The organism is Paenibacillus apii, assembly GCF_011043685.1.
Classification (GTDB): Bacteria; Bacillota; Bacilli; order Paenibacillales; family Paenibacillaceae; genus Paenibacillus_AQ; species Paenibacillus_AQ sabinae.
In genome coordinates, this window is record NZ_JAAKGU010000016.1 from 1 (window position 1) to 24,446 (window position 24,446).

Annotated in this window: 26 protein-coding genes, 1 pseudogene and 1 other annotated feature; of the genes and pseudogenes, 26 read left to right on the forward strand and 1 reads right to left on the reverse strand. The window is 52.9% G+C overall.

What is annotated here, in order from left to right:
* Positions 1-164 precede the first annotated feature (164 nt).
* The 8 genes from G5B47_RS23565 to pssA all read left to right on the forward strand — a co-directional run bounded on the left by G5B47_RS23565 (position 165) and on the right by pssA (position 9,702).
* Positions 165-1,340: a GNAT family N-acetyltransferase gene (locus G5B47_RS23565; RefSeq protein ID WP_165103708.1), complete on the forward strand. Its 1,176-nt coding sequence runs from the start codon at positions 165-167 to the stop codon at positions 1,338-1,340.
* Between the two features lie 302 nt (positions 1,341-1,642).
* Positions 1,643-2,104 (forward strand): CtsR family transcriptional regulator, encoded by a 462-nt coding sequence (locus G5B47_RS23570; RefSeq protein ID WP_025336706.1) that lies wholly within the window; start codon positions 1,643-1,645, stop codon positions 2,102-2,104.
* A gap of 29 nt (positions 2,105-2,133) precedes the next feature.
* Positions 2,134-2,658: a UvrB/UvrC motif-containing protein gene (locus G5B47_RS23575; RefSeq protein WP_165103711.1), complete on the forward strand. Its 525-nt coding sequence runs from the start codon at positions 2,134-2,136 to the stop codon at positions 2,656-2,658.
* 29 nt (positions 2,659-2,687) lie between these two features.
* The gene (locus tag G5B47_RS23580) at positions 2,688-3,752 is read left to right on the forward strand and encodes a protein arginine kinase (RefSeq protein WP_165103714.1); all 1,065 of its coding nucleotides are present in this window, start codon (positions 2,688-2,690) and stop codon (positions 3,750-3,752) included.
* 35 nt (positions 3,753-3,787) lie between these two features.
* Entirely contained in the window at positions 3,788-6,241 is a 2,454-nt protein-coding gene (gene clpC, locus G5B47_RS23585) for an ATP-dependent protease ATP-binding subunit ClpC (protein WP_165103716.1), read from the forward strand.
* 202 nt (positions 6,242-6,443) lie between these two features.
* On the forward strand, positions 6,444-7,811 hold the full coding sequence (gene radA / locus G5B47_RS23590) for a DNA repair protein RadA (RefSeq protein WP_025336702.1): 1,368 nt from the start codon (positions 6,444-6,446) through the stop codon (positions 7,809-7,811).
* 11 nt (positions 7,812-7,822) lie between these two features.
* Positions 7,823-8,896, forward strand: a complete 1,074-nt coding sequence (gene disA, locus G5B47_RS23595) for a DNA integrity scanning diadenylate cyclase DisA (protein ID WP_025336701.1) — start codon at positions 7,823-7,825, stop codon at positions 8,894-8,896.
* 65 nt (positions 8,897-8,961) lie between these two features.
* Positions 8,962-9,702, forward strand: a complete 741-nt coding sequence (gene pssA, locus G5B47_RS23600) for a CDP-diacylglycerol--serine O-phosphatidyltransferase (protein ID WP_165103719.1) — start codon at positions 8,962-8,964, stop codon at positions 9,700-9,702.
* A 106-nt stretch (positions 9,703-9,808) separates the two neighbouring features.
* Here pssA and G5B47_RS23605 read toward each other — a convergent pair whose 3' ends face one another.
* The gene (locus tag G5B47_RS23605; protein ID WP_025336699.1) at positions 9,809-10,204 is read right to left on the reverse strand and encodes a nucleoside triphosphate pyrophosphohydrolase family protein; all 396 of its coding nucleotides are present in this window, start codon (positions 10,202-10,204) and stop codon (positions 9,809-9,811) included.
* Between the two features lie 257 nt (positions 10,205-10,461).
* Between G5B47_RS23605 and G5B47_RS23610 the strand changes: the two genes are divergently transcribed.
* From G5B47_RS23610 to G5B47_RS23690, 18 genes and pseudogenes are all read left to right on the forward strand, one after another.
* Complete coding sequence (locus tag G5B47_RS23610; protein WP_025336698.1) at positions 10,462-11,550, forward strand: PIN/TRAM domain-containing protein; 1,089 nt, start codon at positions 10,462-10,464, stop codon at positions 11,548-11,550.
* Between the two features lie 146 nt (positions 11,551-11,696).
* Positions 11,697-12,359: pseudogene (gene ispD / locus G5B47_RS25780) on the forward strand (2-C-methyl-D-erythritol 4-phosphate cytidylyltransferase); the annotation flags it as partial.
* Positions 12,360-12,392: 33 nt separating this feature from the next.
* A complete protein-coding gene (ispF, locus tag G5B47_RS25785) occupies positions 12,393-12,875 on the forward strand; it encodes a 2-C-methyl-D-erythritol 2,4-cyclodiphosphate synthase (protein ID WP_226991843.1) in 483 nt (160 codons plus the stop codon).
* 56 nt (positions 12,876-12,931) lie between these two features.
* Positions 12,932-14,395: a glutamate--tRNA ligase gene (gene gltX / locus G5B47_RS23620; protein WP_165103725.1), complete on the forward strand. Its 1,464-nt coding sequence runs from the start codon at positions 12,932-12,934 to the stop codon at positions 14,393-14,395.
* Positions 14,396-14,937: 542 nt separating this feature from the next.
* Positions 14,938-15,630 (forward strand): serine O-acetyltransferase, encoded by a 693-nt coding sequence (cysE, locus tag G5B47_RS23625; RefSeq protein WP_165103727.1) that lies wholly within the window; start codon positions 14,938-14,940, stop codon positions 15,628-15,630.
* A 55-nt stretch (positions 15,631-15,685) separates the two neighbouring features.
* The gene (gene cysS, locus G5B47_RS23630) at positions 15,686-17,092 is read left to right on the forward strand and encodes a cysteine--tRNA ligase (protein ID WP_165103730.1); all 1,407 of its coding nucleotides are present in this window, start codon (positions 15,686-15,688) and stop codon (positions 17,090-17,092) included.
* Positions 17,089-17,499 (forward strand): Mini-ribonuclease 3, encoded by a 411-nt coding sequence (locus tag G5B47_RS23635; RefSeq protein WP_165103733.1) that lies wholly within the window; start codon positions 17,089-17,091, stop codon positions 17,497-17,499. The genes cysS and G5B47_RS23635 overlap by 4 nt, the downstream gene beginning before the upstream one ends.
* Positions 17,500-17,516: 17 nt before the next feature.
* The gene (gene rlmB, locus G5B47_RS23640) at positions 17,517-18,287 is read left to right on the forward strand and encodes a 23S rRNA (guanosine(2251)-2'-O)-methyltransferase RlmB (protein ID WP_165103736.1); all 771 of its coding nucleotides are present in this window, start codon (positions 17,517-17,519) and stop codon (positions 18,285-18,287) included.
* Positions 18,284-18,805, forward strand: a complete 522-nt coding sequence (locus tag G5B47_RS23645) for an NYN domain-containing protein (RefSeq protein WP_165103739.1) — start codon at positions 18,284-18,286, stop codon at positions 18,803-18,805. Before rlmB ends, G5B47_RS23645 begins: the two co-directional genes overlap by 4 nt.
* Positions 18,806-18,972: 167 nt before the next feature.
* Positions 18,973-19,617, forward strand: a complete 645-nt coding sequence (gene sigH, locus G5B47_RS23650; RefSeq protein WP_025336691.1) for an RNA polymerase sporulation sigma factor SigH — start codon at positions 18,973-18,975, stop codon at positions 19,615-19,617.
* 491 nt (positions 19,618-20,108) lie between these two features.
* A complete protein-coding gene (gene rpmG, locus G5B47_RS23655) occupies positions 20,109-20,258 on the forward strand; it encodes a 50S ribosomal protein L33 (RefSeq protein ID WP_081755001.1) in 150 nt (49 codons plus the stop codon).
* A 21-nt stretch (positions 20,259-20,279) separates the two neighbouring features.
* Positions 20,280-20,471, forward strand: coding sequence for a preprotein translocase subunit SecE (secE, locus tag G5B47_RS23660; RefSeq protein ID WP_025336690.1), 192 nt, complete (start codon positions 20,280-20,282; stop codon positions 20,469-20,471).
* Between the two features lie 21 nt (positions 20,472-20,492).
* Positions 20,493-21,026 (forward strand): transcription termination/antitermination protein NusG, encoded by a 534-nt coding sequence (nusG, locus tag G5B47_RS23665; protein ID WP_165103741.1) that lies wholly within the window; start codon positions 20,493-20,495, stop codon positions 21,024-21,026.
* A 69-nt stretch (positions 21,027-21,095) separates the two neighbouring features.
* The gene (rplK, locus tag G5B47_RS23670) at positions 21,096-21,521 is read left to right on the forward strand and encodes a 50S ribosomal protein L11 (RefSeq protein ID WP_025336688.1); all 426 of its coding nucleotides are present in this window, start codon (positions 21,096-21,098) and stop codon (positions 21,519-21,521) included.
* An 84-nt stretch (positions 21,522-21,605) separates the two neighbouring features.
* On the forward strand, positions 21,606-22,298 hold the full coding sequence (gene rplA, locus G5B47_RS23675; RefSeq protein ID WP_025336687.1) for a 50S ribosomal protein L1: 693 nt from the start codon (positions 21,606-21,608) through the stop codon (positions 22,296-22,298).
* A gap of 69 nt (positions 22,299-22,367) precedes the next feature.
* Positions 22,368-22,518, forward strand: a sequence feature (ribosomal protein L10 leader region).
* A 63-nt stretch (positions 22,519-22,581) separates the two neighbouring features.
* Positions 22,582-23,085: a 50S ribosomal protein L10 gene (gene rplJ, locus G5B47_RS23680; RefSeq protein ID WP_165103744.1), complete on the forward strand. Its 504-nt coding sequence runs from the start codon at positions 22,582-22,584 to the stop codon at positions 23,083-23,085.
* 50 nt (positions 23,086-23,135) lie between these two features.
* Positions 23,136-23,498, forward strand: a complete 363-nt coding sequence (gene rplL, locus G5B47_RS23685) for a 50S ribosomal protein L7/L12 (protein ID WP_165103746.1) — start codon at positions 23,136-23,138, stop codon at positions 23,496-23,498.
* 126 nt (positions 23,499-23,624) lie between these two features.
* Positions 23,625-24,230, forward strand: coding sequence for a class I SAM-dependent methyltransferase (locus G5B47_RS23690; RefSeq protein ID WP_165103749.1), 606 nt, complete (start codon positions 23,625-23,627; stop codon positions 24,228-24,230).
* Positions 24,231-24,446 lie beyond the last annotated feature (216 nt).

Sequence of the window (24,446 nt, forward strand, 5' to 3'; positions counted from 1 at the left end):
TTTTTCTATAGGTGCGCCACGAAGAAAGCTGTTCCGATTTATCTTTAACGATAAGGGAACGGCTTTTTCAATGCAGTTAAATGAGGCATCGCTTCATTTCCGATTTGACAAAGACCCTGGCGTCTGACAAACTCATGATAACCTATTGATATTGAGGTGAGTGTATGGAAATCCGTCAGCTCCGCCCGGAAGAGTTTGACGCAAGTCTGAGTCTTTCCGAGTATGCGTTTCAATACAAGCTTTCGGCCGAAGCCCGGGCGAAGGCGCTGGAGAGATTTAAGCCCGAGCGTGTTTGGGGGATTTTTGACGATAGCGGTCTCGCCGCCAAATTTACGCTGCTGCCGTTTCAATCCTACATACAAGGCCGTCCGCTGCTTATGGGGGGCATCGCCGGAGTGGCGACATGGCCGGAGAATCGAAGACAGGGTCTGGTGGCCAAGCTTTTGGCCCATGCGCTGATTAAGATGAATGAAGCCGGTCAGATGCTGTCCTGTCTGCACCCGTTCTATGTTCCTTTTTACCGTAAGTTTGGTTGGGAAGTGTACTGTGAGTACAAGAAATATACGATTCCTTCCGGTAAATTTCCGGAGAAGGTTCAAGTGGAAGGACGGGTTAAGCGGGATGAGGGGAAACTAGATGTCCTGGATGATCTGTACCGAAAGTTTGCTTCCAAATATAACGGAACTCTAGTAAGAGACAAGGAATGGTGGGAGAAATCCGTGCTGGATGATGACGGTCATAGTGCCGTTTATTATTCGCAGGAGGGCGAAGCGGAAGGCTATGCGCTTTATAAAATCCAGAACCGGGAATTGGTCATCGATGAATTCGTGTATGCCAACGGGCGCGCCCGCAGCGGGCTGTGGAACTATTTTGCCAATCATGATTCGATGGTGACTCAAGCACATTTAAAAATGGTGCCGGCTGACGACGATCTGCCATTCCTGCTGCCAGATCCGCGGATTACGCAAGAAAATCATCCTTATTTTATGGCCCGCATTGTGAACGTTAAGGCATTTGTTGAACAATTGTCATTCGTCGCCACCAGCAGCTTAGGAAGCATAACTCTTTCGGTCGTGGACAGCCTTGCGCCGTGGAATAACGGATTCTGGACTCTCAGCGTAGATGGCCAAGGAAAGCCGTCACTTCAGGCACTCCAAAGTGAGCCCGGAGGAGAAGAAACGGCAGCCTGTGGCATCGGAACGTTAACCACCATGCTGCTTGGATACAAAAGACCGATGGACATGTATCAAGCCGGACTGCTTACGGGTAATATATGTTCAGTATCCTGGTTGGAGGAACGGATTCCGAGGGCTCAAACAGCATTGTTTGATTTTTTCTGATCAAAGACTTGGCTTTCTGAAAAAATATGCTATAATAAGGTATAAGTCAAAGAAAGTCAAAGTCAACAGAGCATGCAGCAGGTGATTACTTATTCGTTCCCGTTTGTTCTTTTTCAAGTATGCGGTGTACAGATTAGGCCACACTAGTAGAGCTTGAACAGAATCTAAATCCAGGCTTGCCAGCCGGTTTTACGCGGGATTCGGCTCTTTGCACTTTGGTTAAAGTTCCTTTAGAGGTCAAGGCCAGTAATGGAACGGTGCCATCGGCTGCATCTGCAAGCTCTGAATCTGGAGGATGAGTGATGCGTAATATCTCTGATATCATTGAACAATATCTGAAGAATATTTTGCATGAAAGTCCCGAAGGCACAGTCGAAATTCAACGCAACGATCTGGCGGACCACTTCTCCTGTGTACCCTCCCAGATCAATTATGTAATCAGCACCCGCTTTACCCTTGAGAAAGGCTACTTGGTGGAGAGCAAACGCGGCGGTGGCGGATATATCCGCATTCAGCGTATTGAGCTTCCCCAGCATTCGGCGCTGCATACGCACCTTAACCAAACGATCGGCTCGGGGATCGACCAGAGTACGGCTGAGGGGCTTATATATCAGCTCGAAGAAGCCGGCTTTTTGACCCGACGCGAAGCCTGCCTTATGCGCGCCGCCATTTCGCGAGAATGCCTTGCGATCAAGCTCCCCCATCGGGACGAGATTCGTTCCAAATTGATGAAGGCGATGCTGATCTCATTGCTTAGCAAATAAACCGGTGTGAGAAAGAAGGTTTCGTATACATGGTTTGTCAAGAGTGCGGTGTAAGACCGGCTACGCTTCATTTCACCAAGATCGTGAATGGAGAGAAGACGGAATTTCATATTTGCGAGAGCTGTGCAAGGGAAAAAGGAGAGCTGATTCCCGGTACGTCAGGCGGTTTCTCCATTCATAGTCTGCTGTCCGGGCTCTTGGATCTGGAGGGGGCAGGCAAAGGGAAAACCGCGGCCGCTTCGACGGCCCAAAGCGTTCGGTGTGAGGAATGCGGCATGACCTACGGGCAGTTCAGCAAGCTCGGACGCTTCGGATGCAGCTCCTGCTACAAATATTTTGACAAGGGGCTCGACCCGCTCTTCAAAAGAGTGCACGGCAGCACTGCCCATGTCGGCAAGGTTCCTAAACGCGCCGGCGCGAAAATTCAGTTCAGACGCCAAATCGATGAACTGAAGGGGCAGCTGCAGCAGGCCATCGAGCAGGAGGAGTTCGAAAAAGCGGCTGAATTCAGGGATCAGATCCGCAAACTTGAAAAAGAAATTGCACAAGAGTAAAGTCTTAAGATATATAGGGGGAATGCCTGATGTCAAATCTCCGGTTTACCGAACAAGCGCTCAGCGAATGGATGCGCAGCGGCGGCAGCCACTCCGAGATTGTAATCAGCAGCCGTGTGCGCATCGCCCGCAATATACAGCATCACCCTTTTCCTCTTCTGGCAACGCAGAATCAGGCCGAGGAAGTCATGAATGTGCTCGCTCCGGTAATCGATCAGGGCAAGGAGACGGGATTTGGCACGTTTCATCTGCTAAAGCTTGATGATCTGGAGGAGCTGGACAAGAAGGTGCTGGTTGAAAAGCATCTGATCAGTCCTAACCTGGTTAATGACTCCAGAGGCGGGGCGGTGCTGCTGAATGAAGACGAGTCGGTCAGCATCATGATCAATGAAGAAGACCATCTTCGGATTCAGTGTTTGTTTCCCGGATTTCAGGTCCGTGAGGCCTGGGAACGGGCTACCGCAATCGATGATATTTTCGAGGCGTCGATCGATTACGCTTTTGACGACAAAAGAGGCTATTTGACCAGTTGTCCGACCAATGTCGGCACAGGCCTCCGCGCTTCGGTTATGGTGCATCTTCCGGCGCTTGTCATGACTCAGCAGATCAATCGTATTCTCTCGGCTGTCAATCAGGTGGGGCTTACGGTAAGAGGCATTTACGGGGAAGGCAGCGAAGCCGCCGGGAATATCTTTCAGATTTCCAACCAGATTACACTGGGGCAGACCGAAGCGGAGATTATCGACAACTTGCACAGTGTGGCTATCCAGATTATCGAGCATGAACGCAATGCGCGCCAGCGGCTGCTGACGGATTCCGCACTGCGGATCACGGACCGAATCATGCGGTCATACGGTATTTTGTCATATGCGGCCGTCATGGATCTAAAAGAAGCTTCCCAGCGTCTGTCGGATGTGCGGCTTGGCCTGGATTTAGGAATTCTGAAAGCTCCATCCATCTCGGTGCTTAATGAGCTGAACGTCAAGACGCAGCCTGGATTTTTGCAGAACCTCTTTGGCGAAAAGCTGAGCTCAACCGAATGTGATATGTACCGGGCAAAGCTGCTCCGGGAAACGTTGGGGACCACACATTAATTATAAATATTTATTACTTATGGAGGTGCAGACTTATGATGTTTGGCAGATTTACGGAACGCGCGCAAAAAGTGCTGGCGCTGGCACAGGAAGAAGCCGTCCGGCTGGGACACAATAATATCGGCACAGAACATATTTTGCTCGGACTTATCCGCGAGGGCGACGGTATCGCCGCCAAAGCCTTGATCGCTCTTGGTCTCGGTCTTGAAAAAATTCAGGACGAGGTTGAAACGCTGATCGGCAGAGGACAGGAGCAGCCGACAAACATTGCGTACACTCCTCGCGCCAAAAAGGTTATCGAGCTGTCCATGGATGAAGCTCGCAAGCTGGGCCACACTTACGTTGGCACGGAGCACATCTTGCTCGGACTTATCCGCGAGGGAGAAGGCGTAGCGGCACGCGTCCTGAACAACCTTGGCATCAGCCTGAACAAGGCCCGCCAGCAAGTTCTGCAGCTGCTCGGCAGCAGTGAGTCCACTTCGAGCCACAGCGGCGGTCCTTCCAATGTAAGCACACCGACCCTTGACGGATTGGCCCGCGACCTGACGGCCTATGCCAAAGACGGACATCTTGACCCGGTTATCGGGCGCAGCAAAGAGATTGAACGCGTTATTCAGGTGCTGAGCCGCCGGACGAAGAATAATCCGGTGCTGATCGGTGAGCCAGGGGTAGGTAAAACAGCAATCGCCGAAGGCTTGGCACAGAAGATTATCAATAACGAGATTCCGGAAACGCTGCGCGACAAGCGTGTAATGACGCTGGATATGGGCTCGGTCGTTGCTGGCACCAAATATCGCGGTGAATTTGAAGATCGTCTCAAAAAGATCATGGATGAAATTCGTCAGGCGGGCAACATTGTGCTCTTCATCGACGAATTGCATACGCTGATCGGTGCAGGCGGGGCTGAGGGCGCCATTGACGCCTCCAACATTCTGAAACCTGCGCTGGCCCGCGGCGAGCTGCAATGCATCGGCGCGACAACGCTGGATGAGTACCGCAAATACATCGAGAAGGATGCGGCTCTGGAGCGTCGTTTCCAGCCCATCACGGTGGATCAGCCTACTCCGGACGAAGCCGTTCAAATTCTTTACGGATTGCGTGACCGGTACGAAGCCCATCACCGTGTAAAAATTACGGATGAGGCGATTGTGCAGGCCGTAAAACTGTCCGACCGCTATATCACCGACCGGTTCCTGCCGGACAAAGCGATCGACCTGATCGATGAAGCCGGCTCGAAAGTAAGGCTGAACTCTTACACGATTCCGCCGAATCTGAAAGAGCTGGAAACGCGTCTGGACGATATCCGCAAGGAAAAAGACGCCGCCGTTCAAAGCCAGGAGTTCGAGAAAGCGGCAGCCCTTCGCGATACGGAGCAAAAGATTCGCGAAGAGCTGGATACAACGAAGAATCAATGGAAAGAGAAACAAGGCCGTACCGATTCCGAGGTTACGCCTGAAGATATCGCTCAAGTGGTGGCAAGTTGGACCGGCATTCCGGTCAACAAGCTGAAAGAGGAAGAAACGGAACGCCTGCTCAATATGGAAGCTCTGCTGCATGATCGTGTTATCGGCCAGGATGAAGCCGTCAAAGCGGTCAGCCGGGCCATCCGCCGGGCTCGCGCGGGTCTGAAAGATCCGAAGCGTCCAATGGGCTCCTTTATCTTCCTCGGCCCGACTGGGGTTGGTAAGACGGAACTGGCACGTGCGCTTGCCGAAGCAATGTTCGGAGACGAGAATGCCGTTATCCGTATCGATATGTCGGAGTACATGGAGAAACACTCCACTTCCCGCCTTGTAGGGGCGCCTCCGGGATATGTAGGCTATGAAGAAGGCGGACAGCTTACCGAGAAAGTACGCCGCAAACCTTACTCCGTGGTCCTGCTTGATGAAATCGAGAAGGCTCACCCTGAAGTATTCAACATCCTGCTGCAGGTGCTGGAAGACGGCCGTCTGACCGATTCCAAAGGACGCGTTGTCGATTTCCGCAATACGCTGATTATTCTGACCTCGAACGTTGGCGCTCAAGCGATCAAACGCAACTCCACGCTCGGATTTACGGCGGTACAGGATGCTGGCGCCGAGTACTCGAGCATGAAGGGCAAGGTCATGGATGAGCTGAAGAAGAGCTTCCGTCCGGAGTTCCTGAACCGGATCGACGAAATCATCGTGTTCCACTCGCTGGAAGAGAAACACATCGCCGAGATCGTTACGCTGATGTCCGAAGAGCTGCGCAAGCGGCTGCGTGAATACGCCGTCGATTTCGAACTGACGGACAATGCGAAAGCTTTCCTGGCGAAAGAAGGATTTGATCCGGCCTTCGGCGCACGTCCGCTGCGCCGCGCGATCCAGAAGCATATCGAGGACCGTCTGTCCGAAGAGATGCTGAAAGGCAATATTTCCAAAGGCGATTTGCTCAAGATTGACGAAGAGAACGGCGAACTGTCCGTGCGCAAGAAAGAGCCGGTATCGCTGGAGAAGGACGCAGAATAAATTTACAGCCTGAAGTGATAGATAGGTAACCAGAAGGAGAGCCTGCTTCCGATTGAGGAAGCGGCTCTCCTTTTTAATTGAGGCGGGCCATTTTCCAATTGCTCTTTCGTTCACAGCCCTTAAATGGTAAACTTTGAATGACAGGAAAATATCCGCGATTTGAAGGAATTGCGGCATGCTTCATCTGTCCGAAGGAGAAATTATGGCTAAGACAAAAACTAAATTTTACTGCGCCGAATGCGGATATGAGTCTCCGAAGTGGCTCGGCAAATGCCCAGGCTGCCAGGCTTGGAACAGCATGGTCGAAGAAACAGAAAGCGTAGTCAAAACCCAGGGAATGAATACCCCCGTTTTTCATAGTAAAGAAAAGCCCCAGTCCATCATAAATATAGAAAGTAATCAGGAACCCCGCATCCTAACCGGCATTGGTGAGCTTAACCGGGTGCTGGGCGGAGGGATTGTGCCCGGCTCCCTCGTGCTTGTCGGCGGCGACCCCGGCATTGGCAAATCGACGCTTCTGCTGCAGACCTCCCATGCGCTGACTACGCAGGGACTGCGCGTGCTGTATATCTCGGGAGAGGAATCGGTACGCCAGACAAGGCTGCGGGCGGACCGGCTTGGAGCCTTGTCCTCGGAGCTGTATGTGCTGTGCGAGACGAATATGGAGGCGATTGAGGAAGCGATTGAGGCCATCCAGCCTCAGTTCCTGGTTATCGACTCCATTCAGACCGTGTTTCTTCCTGAAGTAACGAGCGCGCCGGGAAGTGTATCGCAGGTTCGTGAATGTACGACAAGATTCATGAGAATCGCCAAAATCCGCGGCATCGCCACTGTGCTTGTCGGTCATGTGACGAAGGAAGGCGCAATTGCCGGGCCACGGATGCTGGAGCATATGGTAGACTGTGTGCTCTATTTCGAGGGCGAGCGCCATCACACATACCGGCTGCTGCGTGCGGTCAAGAATCGTTTCGGTTCGACGAATGAGATCGGCATATTCGAAATGGGCGAAATCGGCTTGTCGGAGGTTGAAAATCCGTCCGAGCTGTTCCTGTCCGAGCGGCCCCTCGGCGTTGCCGGCTCCACGGTCGTCGCCAGCATGGAAGGTACGCGGCCGGTACTGGTCGAGCTGCAGGCACTCGTTGCCGCTACGCATTTTCCTTCTCCGCGGCGTATGTCGACAGGGCTTGACAACCAAAGGATGGCGCTTATCATTGCCGTCCTGGAGAAGCGGATGGGCATGTTCTTGCAGAATCAGGACGCTTATCTGAATGTCGCGGGCGGAGTCAAGCTGGATGAGCCGGCCATTGATCTGGCGGTTGCGATCAGTATTGCTTCCAGCTTTCGCGATATCCCGACAAAGCCTTACGATGTCTTTTTCGGAGAGGTCGGACTGACAGGTGAAGTTAGAGGCGTCTCGCGTGCGGAAACGCGGGTCAGGGAGGCGGCCAAACTGGGATTCCGGCGGGTCATTTTGCCCGAGAAAAGCCTGAAGGGCTGGAAGCATCCGAAGGATATCCAGATTATCGGAGTAAATACTGTGGCAGACGCATTAGCGGTCGCGTTAGATTAGGGGGCAGAAGAATGAAAGACCACCAATTGGAAAATATGAACGAACTGCTCAGGCTAGCCGCACCGGGCACATCGTTTAGGGAAGGGTTGGAAAATGTGCTCCGGGCCAAGACGGGCGCGCTGATCGTCGTAGGCTACAGTCCCGAGGTCATGGAGGTGGTCGAGGGGGGATTTTCCATCAATTGCGATTTCTCGCCGAACTATTTATACGAACTGGCCAAAATGGACGGCGCGATTATTCTAAGCGAAGATTTGAAACGGATTCTGTACGCCAACACCCAGCTTATTCCCGACTCATCGATTTCCTCGATCGAGACCGGCATCCGTCACCGGACGGCTGAAAGGGTCGCGAAGCAGACCGGAAAGCTGGTCGTATCCATTTCGCAGCGGCGAAATATCATCACGCTTTATCAGGGCTCCATCCGCTACGCGCTCAAAGACATCGGTGTTATTCTGACAAAGGCCAATCAGGCGATTCAGACGCTGGAGAAGTACAGGGCTGTGCTTACTCAATCGCTGACCAACCTGTCGGCTTCGGAATACGAGGGCATAGTCAGCCTGCCGGAAGTAATCGGCGTTATTCAGCGGGTGGAGATGGTGCTCCGGATCAAGACAGAAATCAAGCGCTTCATCATCGAGCTGGGCAACGAAGGGCGCCTGATTAGCATGCAGATGGAAGAACTGGTTGGAAATACAGAGGAAGAGGCATGGCTTTTGTACAGAGACTATGCCAAGGAAGAGGAAGAGGACAAAATCCGCGAAATCATCGCCGGACTGAAGCGGGCGAGCGACGACGAGCTGATGGACGATAATCATATTGCCCGGCTGCTTGGCTTTTCCGGTACTGCAGTGGCTTCAGAGGAGTCGGTTACGCCGCGCGGCTACCGCCTGCTGAATAAAATTCCGCGGCTGCCGAATGTCATTATTCATAACTTGGTGGAACGTTTCGAAATGCTGCCCAATCTGATGACAGCAAGCATAGCGGAACTGGATGAAGTCGATGGAATCGGGGAGGCTCGGGCCCGGGGAATTCAGGACGGATTGAAGCGGCTGCAAAAGCAAGTTCTTATTGACAGACAAATGTAAATAACATACAATCACGTAATGTTGGAGACATTGAGACTTTACCGAATAAATATAGAGGTGACGAAATGATACAAAAGTCGATTCCGAGTTTATTCACGTTGGGCAATCTGCTGCTCGGAATGTTTGGCATCATGATGGCGCTCGACGGTAAAATCGGCATGGCGGCGATTATGGTGATTATCGCAATGCTTGCTGATGGACTGGACGGACGCGTTGCCCGTGCCCTTGGCGCGGAGAGCGAATTCGGCAAAGAGCTGGACTCGCTGTCGGATGTCGTATCCTTTGGTGTCGCACCCGCTCTCATCATGTACGTGACCAGCCTGCACGATTTGAATAATGCGTTGGCCTGGCCGGTTACCGCCATTTTCCCCATGTTCGGCGCGCTTCGCCTGGCTCGTTTCAACGTCCGTCCGGGCATTCCGGGTTACTTTATAGGCCTGCCCATTCCGGCAGCCGGTGGCGTACTGGCTACGCTGTCCCTGTTCCACAAGGATGTATCCGCTCCTTTTATGGTTGTCGCAACGCTGCTGCTGTCGTACCTGATGGTCAGCACGGTGAAATATCCGAATTTTAAGAAAATCGGCTTGCCGAAAAAAGCGGTTGTCGGAGCTCCGGTTGTGATTGTTATCGCCGTCGCGGTTGCCGTTGTTTTTCCCGAGCAGATTTCCAAAATGATCTTCGGCCTGCTGGCCCTCTATGCCCTGTACGGCTTGAAGCAGAACTTTGACAGACTGGCAGCCAGACGCCGCCGCCGCAATCGAAGACATCGTTCCGACGAAGAGGCTTATCACTCGAAGAACGGATAGTTTGAATAAAAGAGCCGGTTCCACGCTTGAAATGGTGTGGCGACCGGCTCTTGTTTTATGTTTACGGCGGGTTGTATGTGAATAAAAGAACAGCATGATCTTGTCTTTACGACAAATTAAACAGTCCGAGCGTTGCGCATTTCTGGGATTCCTTCACGATAACCTCGTCCATATTGATGCCAAGCAAATTGCACATGGCCGACATGTAGAACAGCTCCCGGCCCAGTTCGGAACCGATTACCTCACGGCAGTTCTCGCACAGCTCTCCTTTAACGTGGGTTCCCGCCTTTTCCTTCGCTTCCTCCAGACTTACGCCGGATTCAAATACCTGCTTGGTGGCATGAAGCTCGATGCAGCCGCATTCCGTGATCGCTTTGACGACGGCGCGGTTGACCGAGGCGCTGCTCTGATCGTTCTTGGACAGCACGTCCAGCAGACTGCGGTGTCTAAGCAGCAGCTCCGAGACCTGGTCCTGAAAAGCCTGCAAACTTGGTGCGCTCATTTCCATTCCCCCCGTTTCATGAAGTATCAGCGTGAAACGGATGCCGCTCCTTCAAAAGACGGCACAGCCGTTCCTTCTTGAATGAGTTCATTATATGCTACCCAAAACCTCCTTTTCAACCGGGAAAAAAGCCGCAAATTCCGGCAAGCCGGTTCTTTGTCCCTCCCCGCTAAAAAAATAGGCCTGGCACGATTACCGTTCCGCAAATTGGAACATACTGGGGAATAGGGCGTGAGAATAAAGGAGGTGCGCAAATCATGTGGAAAAAGTGGATTTTACTATTTGCCGCATTATGCGGTGGCTGGACCGGCTATTCGCTGTACCAAGCTGCGGAGCGGGATTTTCCGGAAGGCATGGCCCGGCTCGGGAACAGCCTGCCGCTTGAAGGAAGTTTTATGTTTGCAGTGCTGGGTGCCATTATTTTTTTGATTGCGGTGGCGTTATGCGCAGATTGGGCGGAAGCTAGACTGCGGGAGACCGCGCTGTACTGTTCGCGGGTGCCAATGGATGAATTGGCTGCCGGGACGGCGGGGCTGCTCGGAGGATTGCTGCTGTCGCTGCTGCTCTATCCTTGCATGGCATGGCTTGGAAGGGCGGGCGACCTGCTTCAGGTGCCGGTTACGGCGGGCCTCGGGTATCTCGGACTGCGGATCGGCCTGGAAAAAAAGGGAGAGCTGGGCGCGCTGTGGGCAACCGGGCGGTTCGGCCCGGCAGAGGAGCCGGAAGGTCCGGCGCCGGAGGAGCATAAAATTCTCGACACCAGCGTCATTATCGACGGACGGATCGCGGATATCTGCAAGACCGGTTTTATTGAGGGAACGATCGTTATCCCAGAATTCGTTCTGGAGGAGCTGCAGCATATTGCGGACTCATCCGATCTGCTTAAGCGGAACCGCGGACGCCGGGGTCTGGATATCCTCAACAAAATCCAAAAAGAACTGGACGTTAAGGTGCTGATCTACGAAGGGGATTTCGAGGAAATCTCGGAAGTGGACAGCAAGCTGGTGAAGCTGGCCAAGGTGCTGCACGGCAAAGTCGTGACCAACGATTTCAATTTGAACAAAGTCTGCGAGCTCCAGGGCGTATCCGTGCTGAACATCAACGATTTGGCCAACGCGGTGAAGCCGGTTGTGCTGCCGGGCGAAGAGATTGTCGTCCAGGTCATCAAGGACGGCAAGGAGCACGGTCAGGGCGTCGCTTATCTGGATGACGGCACGATGATCGTCGTGGAGGGCGGCCGCGAATTCATCGGCACCACGATGGAGGTGCTGGTGACCAGCGTGCTGCAGACATCGGCGGGACGAATGATTTTTGCCAAGCCGAAGCTACTGGAAAAAGCGCAGTAATACCGGGGCGTTTGAACGGTGAACCGTTTGAACGCCTTGTTTTTGTTGGCCGGAGGTTGGGCCGCCAGTCTTGGAAATGCCCGTCAAACGCGTTATGATGGGGGTATAGTGAAATAACCCCACAAGCGGACAGGAGCATAAAAAGAATGGCAAACAGTGTCGGCGTCGTCGTTGTGGCGGCAGGCAGAGGAACGCGCATGGGAACGGCGGAGAGCAAGCAGTACTTGATGCTGCAGGGCAAACCGATTATCGTGCATACGCTGGAATTATTCCAGCGGCACGGTCTGATTTCCGAGATCGTGCTCGTTGCCGGAGCGGAGGATCTGGACCGCTGCCGGAATTGGACTGAAGCATACGGGCTGAGCAAGGTAAAAGCGATTGTTGCCGGAGGAACCGAGCGGCAGCATTCCGTATACCGCGGGCTGGGGCAACTGAGTACGGAATGGGTCATGGTCCATGACGGAGTCAGGCCCTTTGTGCGTCCGGCGGACATCGAGTGCTGCTACGAAGAAGCGGTGCGGACAGGAGCGGCGGTCCTTGCCGTTCCGGTGAAGGATACCATCAAGCAGGTGGACAACCGGGGCAGCGTGCTCTCGACGCCGGACAGGCGAAGTCTGTGGGCCATTCAGACCCCGCAGACTTTTCGTTTGTCCGAGCTGCTGGCGGCTTATGAAGCGGCGGACAAGGACGGCTTTGTAGGCACCGACGATTCCAGTCTCGCGGAGCGGGCGGGAATCGAAGTAGCGGTAGTGGAAGGAAGCTACGGCAACATTAAAATTACGACGCCTGATGATCTGGAATATGCGGAATTCACAGTAAGGCACAAGGAGAGAGGGACAGGCATGATTGCTGTAGGACAAGGGTTTGACGTGCATCAGCTGGTCGAAGGACGGCCATGCATCATCGGAGGCGTAACCATACCATACGAAAAGGGGCTGCTGGGCCATTCGGACGCCGACGTGCTGCTGCATGCGATCAGCGACGCCATCCTCGGCGCGCTGGGGCTTGGGGACATCGGACGGCATTTCCCCGACACAGACCCCGCTTTCAAGGATGCTGACAGCCTGAAGCTGCTGGAGCACGTCTGGGCGCTGGCCAAGGAGCGCGGCTACCGGCTGGGCAATGTCGATTCCACCATTATCGCCCAGAAGCCGAAAATGGCGCCTTATATTCCGCAAATGGCGGAAATTATCGCTCGGGCGCTGGAAGCGGAGCCGTCACAGGTCAACGTGAAAGCGACCACCACGGAGCAGCTTGGCTTCACCGGAAGAGGCGAGGGCATCGCCGCCCAATCTATTGTCTGTCTGCTCCAAAATATGCTATGATCATGAGATGACCGAGATTGAGAGATCAATCCAAATGAAAGAGCGGAGGAACGAAAATGGGAGATCAAGTCCGGGTGCGCTACGCGCCTAGCCCTACGGGACATTTACATATCGGCAATGCCAGAACGGCTTTATTTAATTATTTGTACGCCCGGAACCAGGGCGGCAAATTCATTATCCGGATCGAAGATACGGATGTGAAGCGCAATATTGCCGGCGGTGAAGAAAGCCAGCTGAAATATTTGAAATGGCTGGGGATGGATTGGGATGAAAGCATTGATGTCGGCGGCGAATACGGCCCTTACCGTCAGACGGAACGGCTTGATCTGTACCGCGTGTACTGGCAGGATCTGATCGACCGCGGTCTGGCTTACCGCTGCTACTGCACCGAGGAAGAGCTGGAAGCGGAGCGCGAGGAGCAGACTGCCCGGGGAGAGACGCCAAGGTATTCCGGAAAGCACCGCGATCTGACCGAGGAGCAGCGCGCCGCCTATGAACGGGAAGGACGCGTCGCCAGTATCCGCTTCCGGGTTCCGGAAGACCGTACGTACAGCTTCAATGATATTGTCAAAGGCCCGATTTCCTTCCAGACAACGGATATGGGCGATTTTGTTATTGTTAAGAAGGACGGCATTCCAACCTATAATTTTGCGGTGGCCGTCGACGACCACTTGATGAAGATTACCCATGTGCTGCGCGGCGAGGACCATATCTCCAACACGCCCCGTCAGCTTATGATTTATGAAGCGCTCGGATGGGAAGCGCCGCTGTTCGGTCATATGACCCTGATCGTCGGCGATGACCACAAGAAGCTCAGCAAGCGTAATGAATCCATTATCCAGTTCATCTCGCAATACGAGGATCTGGGCTACTTGCCGGAAGCGCTGTTCAACTTTATTGCGCTCCTGGGCTGGTCGCCGGAAGGTGAGGAGGAGATTTTCAGCAGGGAAGAGCTGATCTCCATCTTTAACGCCGACCGTCTGTCCAAGAGCCCGGCCGTATTCGATACGAACAAGCTGGCGCATCTGAACAACCATTACATCAAGCAGGCCGATCCCGTCCGGATTGCGAATTTGGCCATTCCTCATTTGCAGAAGGCCGGAAGACTGCCGGCGGAGCTCAGCGATGAGCAGCGGGCCTGGGCCGAAAGCCTTGTAGCGCTTTACCAGGAGCAAATGGTGGCGGCTTCGGACATTGTGAATCTGTCGGAAATCTTCTTCCGCACCCATCTGGAGCTGGAGGCGGAAGCGGCGCAGATTTTATTGGAAAGCCAGGTTCCCGAAGTGCTATCCGCCTTTTTGGCGAAAGTCGAAGCAGCTGAAGAGTTTACACCGGCCGCGATTGGGGCATTAATTAAAGCAGTACAGAAGGAAACGGGACACAAGGGCAAGGGGCTCTTTATGCCGATCCGTGTCGCCGTAACCGGACAGACGCATGGCCGCGACCTCAATGCGACGATCGCTCTGATGGGACGCAGCCGGGTCATTGACCGCCTCAAAGCGCAGATTAAAGGAGCCTAAAAGCTTAGGCCTTAGGCATATCCCCTTGTCAGTCCCGATTCTTTTCGCTAAGATAGAAGAAAATATCGAAAAAGCTGCGATCAGGAGAAGTACGCGTATAACAGCCATTTGCAGAGAGAATAACCGCGAAGAGGATCACCTTTTCAGGCTGGGAGTTATTCATGGCACACCGTGGAAGATGCGCCTGTGAGCTGTGCGGTTGAGCGGTTGCTTGATTAAGCGCCGTTAGGCCGCGCCGGAAACATCGCCGTTACGGATGCCAAGAGGGACGAAGAGCCTGCCGCTGATTCAGGCGCGGGTAAGGTTATTGTCCAAGCAGAGTGGAACCGCGCCTAGACGCCTCTGCAGCTTTATGCTGCAGGGGCGTTTTTTGTTGAAATATAAGAACTTGTAAGCTGAGCGCTTATCTATTTGTCTTATATTTCTACGGGAAGCCAGTGCAGCGATTCTTCTAGAAAAATAGAGAGAATACAGAAAAGGCGGATTATCTTCCTCGCACTGCCTGACGACAGGAGGCGAGGAAGCATGGAGGGGGAACCGCGATGCTTGAGCAAATCAAATCGGACATTCAGGCGGTGCTGGACAATGATCCCGCAGCCCGCAACCGGTTCGAGGTTGTTTTTACTTATGCCGGTTTGCATGCGATCTGGGCCCACCGGATTGCCCATCGCTTGTACAGACGCGAGTGGTTTACAGTGGCGCGCATGGTCTCGCAATTCAGCCGGTTTATGACAGGGATCGAGATTCATCCCGGGGCGCGTATTGGCAAAAGGCTGTTTATCGACCATGGGATGGGCGTGGTAATCGGAGAAACTTGCGAGATTGGCGACGATGTCATCATCTATCAGGGGGTCACTCTGGGAGGTACCGGTAAAGAGAAAGGAAAGCGCCATCCGACAGTTGGCAATAATGTGGTTATCGGCTCGGGGGCCAAGGTGCTTGGCTCGTTTCGGATCGGGGATAATTGCAATGTCGGCTCGAACTCGGTCGTGCTGCGTGAAGTGCCGGACAACAGTACGGTCGTCGGCAATCCCGGCCGCATTGTGAAGCGCAACGGGGAGCGGGTAAGGGACAGACTGGATCATACGAAGCTGCCCGATCCGGTCGTCGATTCCTTACGTTTTCTGCAAAAAGAGATCGAAGAGCTGCGTCAGCAAATCGGCGGAGAAGACGGGAAGGAAGCGGAACAGCGCCGGCTTGAAAGCGAGCAGTATTTCGGAGATTATGAAATTTAAACCAGGCAACTGGCAGAGGCCGGGCTAAGGCCGGAAGAGAAAGGATTGAGCAGTAATGGCGCTCTATATTTACAATACGCTGTCGCGGAGCAAGGAAGAATTTGTGCCGCTTGTTCCGGGCAAGGTTAAGATGTACGTGTGCGGACCAACCGTTTACGGGTACATTCATATTGGAAACGCGAGGCCAGTCATCGTGTTTGACATCGTTCGCAGCTATCTGGAGCAGATCGGCTACGAGGTCAATTATGTGGTCAACTTCACGGATGTGGACGACAAGCTGATCCGCAAGGCTGAGGAGATGGGCACGACCGTGCCCGAAGTAGCCGAGATGTTCATCGAAGCTTTCTTAAAGGACAACGAGGGACTCGGCGTACGGCCGGCAACCCGCAATCCGCGCGTGACGCAGAGCATGGATCTGATCATTGAGTTTATCAAGGAGCTCGTGGACAAAGGCTACGCCTACGAGAGCGGCGGGGATGTATTCTACCGTACGGCCAAGTTCGAGAGCTATGGCAAGCTGTCCCGCCAGAACCTGGAGGAGCTGCATTTCGGCATCCGCGTCGAGGTTGATTCGCGCAAGGAGAATCCCGAAGACTTCGTGCTGTGGAAGGCGGCGAAGCCGGGGGAGATTTTCTGGCACAGCCCGTGGGGCGACGGACGCCCCGGCTGGCATATCGAGTGCTCGGCGATGGCCCGCGAATTTCTGGGCGATACGATCGACATTCACGGGGGCGGACAGGATTTGACGTTCCCGCATCATGAATGCGAATGCGCGCAGAGCGAGGCGCTGACCGGCAAGCCGCTGTCGAATTACTGGATGCATAACGGCTTCCTTAACATCGGTGACGAAAAGATGTCGAAATCCCTCGGCAACGGCCTGCTAGTCAAGGATTTCCTCGGCCGCTACAAAGCGGAGGCCATCCGTTATTTCATGCTCTCGACGCATTACCGGAACCCGCTGAATTTCAGCGAAGAGGCACTGCAGTCCGCGGAGAAAAGCGTGGAGCGCATAGCGAGCGCCGTAGGGAACGTCAAGCACCGCATCAGTGTGGCGGGAGAAGGCAATCCGGATGAAGCAAGCGCAGAATTGAAAGCGAAGCTGGACGCCATTGTGAAGCAATATCACGAAAAAATGCAGGACGACTTTAACACGCCGGACGCGATTACAGCCGTATTCGAGTGGGTGAGCGCGGCGAATGTGGCGCTCTCGGACAACGCCCTGGCGCCGGCCGATCTGGCGGCTCTCCTGAAGGCGTTTGAAGAATTGAACTCCGTGCTGCGCCTCGTTCCCGAAGCGGATGAGGAGGACGCGGACGACGAAATCGAGCGCCTGATTGAGGAGCGCGCGGAAGCGCGGAAAGCGAAGAATTGGAGCCGTGCCGACGAAATTCGCGATATTTTGAACGGGATGGGAATTGTGCTGGAGGATACGCCGCAGGGAATGCGGTGGAAGCGTAAATGAGCGAAAGCTGGTTTCCCTATGAGCCATCCAAGCCGGTCAAGCTGATTTCGCCCGTTGTGCTGGCCTATATCGGCGACGCGATTTACGAGGTGGCGGTGCGGCAGTATGTCATTTCGCGTCCCAACCTGCGCCCCAATCACCTTCACCGGGCCGCGACCGGACTTGTGTCGGCCAAAGCGCAGAGCAAGCTGCTCGGCTTGCTTGAACCGGAGCTGACCGATGAGGAGAAGAACATTATCCGTCAGGGAAGAAACGCCAAGTCCGGCACCATACCTAAGAATGCCGATGTGCTGGAATACCGGCACGCCACGGCATTCGAATGCCTGATCGGGTATTTGTATTACACGGGTCAGCAGGCGAGAATGCAGGAATTGATCCACAGCGGCATTCAGCAAATGGAAAGATAGAACCGGGAGGAAACGACATGGTTGAAGAGCACGACAAGACAGAAGAGATACTGGCCGGTAAGCATTCGGTGCTGGAAGCGCTGCGAGCTGGCCGGACGCTCAATAAAATATGGATCGCGGAGAACGCGCAAAAAGCGCTGACGGCTCCCATCGTGGCCGAAGCCCGTCAAGCGGGCGTTATCATCCAGCACGTGGACAAACGCAAGCTGGACCAGCTCGCTCCCGGTGTGCAGCACCAGGGGGTAGTTGCCCAGGCGGCTCCTTACGCATACGCGGAAGTCGAAGATCTGCTGGCCGCCGCCGAAGCCAAGGGAGAGCCGCCGTTCCTGCTGCTGCTGGACGAGATCGAAGACCCGCATAACCTCGGCTCGATCCTCCGCAGCGCCGATTGCACCGGGGTGCACGGCGTTATTGTCCCCAAACGGCGTTCCGCTCAAATTACGGCGACGGTGTCGAAGACTTCCGCCGGTGCGGTGGAATATGTGCCCGTTGCGCGGGTGACTAATCTGGGGCAGACGATCGACCGGCTGAAGGAGCTTGGGATTTGGGTTGTCGGTACGGATGTCGATACGGATCAGGATTTGTTCGCCTCCGATATTTTTACCGGCCCTGTTGCGGTGGTCATCGGGAACGAGAGCAAGGGCATGGGCCGGCTGATCCGCGAAAAATGTGATATCCTGCTCAAGCTTCCGATGCTTGGCCGAATTAACTCGCTTAATGCTTCGGTTGCAGCGGGCGTCATTATGTACGAGGTGGTGCGGCGCCGTCGTTCGCTTTCACGGCAATGAAGGATTGGCGCGATGTGCTGCTGGTGGACGGATATAACATGATCGGCGGCTGGCCGGCGCTCTCCGCGCTCTCCCAGACAGATATGCAGGAAGCGCGCGACCGGCTTCTGAATATGCTTGCCGATTACCAGGCCTATTCCGGTCGGCGCGTCATCGCCGTATTCGACGCCTACCGGGTTCCCGGTCTCGGGCGCTCTTTTGTCCAGGGCAAAGTCCAGGTCTATTTCACCAAGGAAAAAGAAACGGCCGATGAATGCATCGAGCGCCTGGTGGGAGAGTACAGTCATCGCCGGAGGCAGATTTATGTCGCCACCAGCGATTCTACCGAGCAGCATGTCATTTTTGCCCAGGGGGCGCTGCGCGTTTCTGCCAGGGAGCTTCTGCTGGAAGTCGAAGAGATGCAGCGGGAAGTCAAGAAGACCATTGAACCCGGCAACGGCCGTTCATCAAGACACACTCTGGAAGACAAGCTGCCACCTGAAGTGCGTACCCGTCTGGAGAACTGGCGGAGACAATAAGAGGTCAGTAGCATATGTAAGCGAAGTTATAGGAAATTGTAATTTTATGCTATTGATGATGGTATTTGGGCAAACGCTGGTTGACGGTGTAAGGTTAAGTAATATATACTGTTCGTATATTTCACGAAGTAACGATGCGTCCTGCGTTGCAGCCGGGGGGATTCTTGGTGAGTGTCGACCTCAAGGAATTAATGCTGTCCGAGTATGATTTCATAAGCGATGAAGACATTGTCGAAGCTTTTCGGAGCGGTGACGGTGGCGCGCTGGAACATCTGATCAACAAATACCGCAATTTTGTGCGAGCCAAAGCCCGTTCCTATTTTCTGATCGGAGCCGATCGTGAGGACATTGTGCAGGAAGGCATGATAGGCCTCTACAAGGCGATTCGTGATTTCAAGGGCGATAAACTGTCTTCGTTCAAGGCGTTTGCCGAGCTGTGCATCACCCGGCAGATCATTACGGCCATCAAGACAGCCACGCGCCAGAAGCATATTCCGCTCAACTCTTACGTCTCTCTGGACAAGCCCATTTACGATGAGGATTCGGACCGTACTTTGATGGACGTCATCTGCGGATCGCAGGTGCTTGACCCCGAGGAACTGATTATCAATCAGGAGGAATTCATCGGGCTTGAGGACAAGATGGCTGAAATTCTCAGCGATTTGGAACGCAAGGTGTTAATGCTCTATCTTGACGGACGTTCCTATCAGGAGATTGCCGAGGATTTGAAGCGTCACGTGAAGTCAATCGATAATGCCCTTCAGCGGGTGAAGCGGAAACTTGAAAGATATCTGGAAGTGCGTGACAATTAGTGATATAATAAGACCCGGAAAGGCTCGGACACGAGTCTTTTTTTAATTGGACAGATTGGTTGAGTGTTTAGGTAAGGCGGATTTGCTTCATACTGGATATTGGACCAGCGGATTGTTGAAGATGGCAAGGCAAAGACACGCCCTCACGCCGGAGCGGCTATAATCGGTAACATAGGAATTATCGTTGACATTGGGCTTGACATTATGATAAAGTGTTTTAGGTAGGCCCAAATTCGCGGCTTTTTTTGAATTATAAACAAAGTGCCGGCTGTTTGACTGAATCTTTGATTATATTTTAAAAAAAGAGATGCCATTCACAAGTAGGACGGTTAGCTGTTTTTTCTTGAAATATAAGGAAGTGCAAGCTTCGTTTATGTTCGTCGAAGGAACGATACCTGTCTTTTGGGAGCGGCAGAACCCTTTCTCTTGGGATCAATTTTTGCGTCTTTCGGTTCTGCGAATCGGAAGAACGTCTTCGGGAGGTGCACAGCATGCGGGTAATTATCACTTTGGCTTGTACGAGCTGCAAGCAAAGAAACTACGCGACGACCAAAAACAAGCGTAATCATCCCGACCGCATGGAGTTGAAGAAGTTTTGCAAGTTTTGCAACGCGCAAACTCCTCATCGTGAAACTAGATAGTTTGTTGGAGGTGTAGTCGGCGTGAAGAACGGTTTTAAGTCTTTGTTTTCCTTTTTCACTGAGAGCTGGACTGAACTCAAAAAGGTTCGATGGCCCAGTCGTAAAGAACTGACAAACTATACTATGATCGTTCTCGGTACAATTATAGTAGTCGCGCTTTATTTCTGGGTTCTGGACATCGGTATTTCCGCTGTGATCGAAGCGATTATTTAGAGAGGTCCCAGGTGGCTTGATATGGAAAAAAGATGGTACGTCGTTCATACCTACTCTGGGTATGAGAACAAGGTCAAAGCCAATTTGGAAAAGCGCGTTGAGTCCATGGGCATGGAAGACAAAATATTCCGCGTTCTTGTTCCTATGGAAGAAGAAGTGGTAAACAAAGACGGCAAGAAGAAGTCTGTCATGCGTAAAGTTTACCCCGGATACGTTTTGGTGGAAATGATCCAGACGGATGATTCCTGGTATGTTGTCCGCAACACGCCGGGCGTTACCGGATTCGTAGGTTCGACAGGTTCGGGTTCCAAGCCGACCGCTCTGCTTCCGGAAGAGGTTGAACAAATTCTGAAGCATATGGGCATGGTTGAGCCGAAGCCGAAGATTGATTTCGAAATCAAGGAATCCGTACGCATCATGGTTGGTCCTTTTGCGAATTTTGTGGGCTCCGTGGAAGAAATTTTGGCTGACAAGAGCAAGATCAAGGTTCATGTTAACATGTTTGGAAGGGAAACCCCGCTGGAGTTGGATTTCACTCAAGTGGAGAAAATATAACACAAGGGTTTCTTGTGAACGGACGACTTGTCGTTCGTAGTCCAGTACTGCGTCAAGGAGGTGTCACTCATGGCTAAAAAAGTTATTAAAGTGGTGAAACTGCAGATTCCTGCAGGGAAAGCGAACCCTGCGCCTCCGGTAGGTCCGGCGCTCGGTCAAGCAGGTGTCAACATCATGGCATTCTGTAAGGAATTCAACGCCCGTACCGCCGACCAAGCCGGTCTCATTATCCCGGTTGAAATCTCGGTATTCGAAGATCGTTCCTTTACGTTCATCACCAAAACTCCTCCGGCTGCCGTTCTGCTCCGCATCGCTGCGAAAGTAGAAAAAGGCTCCGGCGAACCGAACAAGAAAAAAGTTGCAAAGCTGAACCGCGCTGCAGTGCGTGAAATCGCTGAGCAAAAAATGCCCGACCTGAATGCTGCATCCGTAGAAGCGGCTATGCGCATGGTTGAAGGTACTGCCCGCAGCATGGGCATCACGATCGAAGACTAATATTGGGTTTTCGTTCATACGGCCTTTCAAGGCCGCAATATGTGGGAGGATATTCCGCTAATACCACAAAGGAGGAACATTTTCATGGCTAAACATGGTAAGAAATACCTGGAAGCTGCCAAGCTGTTCAACAGCGAAGCAACTTACGAGCCTTCGGAAGCCGTTGAGCTTGTGAAGAAGGCGGCAACTGCCAAATTCGACGAAACCGTTGAAGCGGCCGTTCGCCTGGGCGTTGACCCTCGTAAACAAGACCAAGCCGTTCGTGGCGTTGTTGTCCTGCCTCACGGCACAGGCAAAACCCAACGCGTGCTTGTATTTGCGAAAGGTGACAAAGCGAAGGAAGCGGAAGCGGCTGGCGCTGATTTTGTTGGCGATCAAGATATGATCAACAAAATCCAACAAGGCTGGTTCGAGTTCGACGTCTGCGTAGCTACACCTGACATGATGAGCGAAGTCGGTAAACTGGGCCGTCTGCTCGGCGGTAAAGGCCTTATGCCTAACCCTAAAGCCGGCACGGTTACATTCGATGTTGCCAAGGCTGTTCAAGAAATCAAAGCCGGTAAAATCGAGTACCGTCTGGACAAAGCGGGTCAAATCCACGCGCCAATCGGCAAAGTGTCTTTTGACGCTGCTCAACTGAACGAGAACCTGAAAGCACTCATCGACGCGCTGAACCGTGCGAAACCGGCTGCAGCCAAAGGGGTATACCTCAAAGGCATCGCCATTTCTTCGACAATGGGACCAAGCGCTCGCGTGAACACAGCCGTTTACAGATAATTAGGGATTGACTCTCGGGGCAATCTTTGATAATCTATAACAGTTGTGACCATTTATGGGTTTTCGACTAAACTTTGAATATGCTTACCGTAGACAGTAGGTGCCGCAAGGCTTAATTTCCTACCGAGGTGTTATGATAGAAACAAAGGAAGCGGCGCGGCCGTGTACTTACCGTTTTATCAAGCCTTCGTGAATCTGCGGAGGCTTTTCTAATGCCTGCGTAGGATCCGGCGGAGCTTTTCCGTTAAAAGTACGCCGTATAAATTATCAGGAGGTGTAATCATTGGCAAATGCTAAAGTAATTGAAGCTAAACAGGAAGCGGTTGATGTCGTTACCGGCAAACTGCAAAACAGCATCACGACTGTTGTTGCAGACTACCGCGGATTGAACGTTGCCCAAGTGACCGAGCTGCGTAAACAGCTTCGCGAAGCGGGCGTTGAGTTCCAAGTCCTGAAGAACACGCTGCTTCGCCGCGCAACTGCTGCGGCTGAGCTGTCCGAGCTGGACGAAGTTCTGACAGGCCCTACAGCTATCGCTTTCAGTGAAAATGATGCGGTGGCGCCGGCCAAAATTTTGAACGATTTTGCCAAAAAGAACGACGCTTTGAAATTGAAAGGCGGCGTTGTAGAAGGTAAAGTGGTAAATGAGGCCCAAATTAAAGCACTGGCTGAGCTTCCTTCCCGCGAAGGACTGCTGTCCATGCTGCTTAGCGTTCTTCAAGCACCGATGCGCAACTTCGCGCTGGCAGTCAAGGCTGTTGCGGACAAAGAAGAGCAAAGCGCGTAACACAAACCGGAATTTCAATATAAAAATTTCAATATAATGGAGGTTTAATCATGAGTAAAGAAACAATTTTGGAAGAAATCAAGGGCATGAGCGTCCTGGAACTGAACGAACTGGTTAAAGCAATCGAAGAAGAATTCGGCGTAACTGCAGCAGCTCCTGTAGCCGTTGCTGGCGGAGCAGCCGTAGCAGCTGAAGCTGAGCAAACAGAATTCGACGTAATCCTGACAAGCGCTGGCGCTTCCAAGATCAACGTAATCAAAGTCGTTCGCGAAATCACTGGCCTGGGTCTGAAAGAAGCCAAGGAACTGGTAGACAACGCTCCAAAACCGATCAAAGAAAAAGTAAGCAAAGAAGATGCCGACGCTACGAAAGAAAAGCTGGAAGCAGCTGGCGCAGCTGTAGAAGTGAAGTAATTCGGCATTACAACTTTGGGAGCGAAGTGATTCCTTCCATCCATCGCAGCCCCTTGAACATGTTCAAGGGGTTTGCTGTATCCACGGGATGGGTAGGAGCGATCCAAAGGAAGAGGAGGAATGGGCATGTCCCAGCATTATTACTCGCGGAAGCCGGAGGTTCAGCATGACAGACGCACCCTCAGCGCGGTACTCCGGGGCCGAACGTTTCGTTTTACAAGCGATGCCGGTGTGTTCTCCAAAGGAGATGTGGATTACGGAAGCCGGGCGTTGATTGAAGCTATGGAAATTCCCGACGGATCCTCGGTGCTTGATGTGGGCTGCGGCTACGGACCGATCGGTCTTGCGGCGGCGCACTTGGCTCCCAAAGGCATAGTGACGATGCTTGATATCAACAGCCGGGCGGTTGAGCTTGCGCGTGAGAACGCTAAACTGAACGGAATTTCAAATGTCAAAATCCTGGAGAGCGATATATTCTCAGCGGTAGCCGGCCAGACCTTTGATATTATTTTGACCAATCCTCCGATTCGCGCCGGAAAAGCGGTAGTTCACCGGATTTTTGAAGAAGCCTATGAACATTTGAATGAAAACGGAGCACTCTGGGTCGTCATTCAAAAAAAGCAAGGGGCGCCGTCGGCCGCAGCCAGGCTGGAAGAGTTGTTTGGAGAGGTAAAGGAGATCGGGAAGGATAAAGGGTACCGAATTTTAAAGGCCGAGAAGATGACCCAATAAATTTGAATAAAATTTCTGAGGACATTATTGACAGCGAGTGTTGGTAGTGTTATTATTATAAAATGTCAGTATTAAAATAGGCTCCTTGTCTTTAGTTTGCTGAAATGTCAAGCGTCATTATTGTCGACGGCAGGCGCATGCCGAGTGGCAAGTTTGCGCGTAAAACGCCTTGAAAAGCCGTATTCCTTAAGAAGGTGAGGTGGTGGGGCGAAAGAC

Coding starts and splice junctions, on each gene's coding strand:
- gltX (WP_165103725.1), top strand. CDS start 12,932: ATGGGAGATCAAGTCCGGGTGCGCTACGCGCCTAGCCCTACGGGACAT.
- radA (WP_025336702.1), top strand. CDS start 6,444: ATGGCTAAGACAAAAACTAAATTTTACTGCGCCGAATGCGGATATGAG.
- cysE (WP_165103727.1), top strand. CDS start 14,938: ATGCTTGAGCAAATCAAATCGGACATTCAGGCGGTGCTGGACAATGAT.
- rlmB (WP_165103736.1), top strand. CDS start 17,517: ATGGTTGAAGAGCACGACAAGACAGAAGAGATACTGGCCGGTAAGCAT.
- cysS (WP_165103730.1), top strand. CDS start 15,686: ATGGCGCTCTATATTTACAATACGCTGTCGCGGAGCAAGGAAGAATTT.
- G5B47_RS23645 (WP_165103739.1), top strand. CDS start 18,284: ATGAAGGATTGGCGCGATGTGCTGCTGGTGGACGGATATAACATGATC.
- clpC (WP_165103716.1), top strand. CDS start 3,788: ATGATGTTTGGCAGATTTACGGAACGCGCGCAAAAAGTGCTGGCGCTG.
- G5B47_RS23610 (WP_025336698.1), top strand. CDS start 10,462: ATGTGGAAAAAGTGGATTTTACTATTTGCCGCATTATGCGGTGGCTGG.
- G5B47_RS23690 (WP_165103749.1), top strand. CDS start 23,625: ATGTCCCAGCATTATTACTCGCGGAAGCCGGAGGTTCAGCATGACAGA.
- G5B47_RS23565 (WP_165103708.1), top strand. CDS start 165: ATGGAAATCCGTCAGCTCCGCCCGGAAGAGTTTGACGCAAGTCTGAGT.
- G5B47_RS23575 (WP_165103711.1), top strand. CDS start 2,134: ATGGTTTGTCAAGAGTGCGGTGTAAGACCGGCTACGCTTCATTTCACC.
- rplK (WP_025336688.1), top strand. CDS start 21,096: ATGGCTAAAAAAGTTATTAAAGTGGTGAAACTGCAGATTCCTGCAGGG.
- G5B47_RS23580 (WP_165103714.1), top strand. CDS start 2,688: ATGTCAAATCTCCGGTTTACCGAACAAGCGCTCAGCGAATGGATGCGC.
- G5B47_RS23635 (WP_165103733.1), top strand. CDS start 17,089: ATGAGCGAAAGCTGGTTTCCCTATGAGCCATCCAAGCCGGTCAAGCTG.
- ispF (WP_226991843.1), top strand. CDS start 12,393: ATGATTGCTGTAGGACAAGGGTTTGACGTGCATCAGCTGGTCGAAGGA.
- rplL (WP_165103746.1), top strand. CDS start 23,136: ATGAGTAAAGAAACAATTTTGGAAGAAATCAAGGGCATGAGCGTCCTG.
- pssA (WP_165103719.1), top strand. CDS start 8,962: ATGATACAAAAGTCGATTCCGAGTTTATTCACGTTGGGCAATCTGCTG.
- disA (WP_025336701.1), top strand. CDS start 7,823: ATGAAAGACCACCAATTGGAAAATATGAACGAACTGCTCAGGCTAGCC.
- G5B47_RS23570 (WP_025336706.1), top strand. CDS start 1,643: ATGCGTAATATCTCTGATATCATTGAACAATATCTGAAGAATATTTTG.
- nusG (WP_165103741.1), top strand. CDS start 20,493: ATGGAAAAAAGATGGTACGTCGTTCATACCTACTCTGGGTATGAGAAC.
- G5B47_RS23605 (WP_025336699.1), bottom strand. CDS start 10,204: ATGAGCGCACCAAGTTTGCAGGCTTTTCAGGACCAGGTCTCGGAGCTG.
- rplA (WP_025336687.1), top strand. CDS start 21,606: ATGGCTAAACATGGTAAGAAATACCTGGAAGCTGCCAAGCTGTTCAAC.
- rpmG (WP_081755001.1), top strand. CDS start 20,109: ATGCGGGTAATTATCACTTTGGCTTGTACGAGCTGCAAGCAAAGAAAC.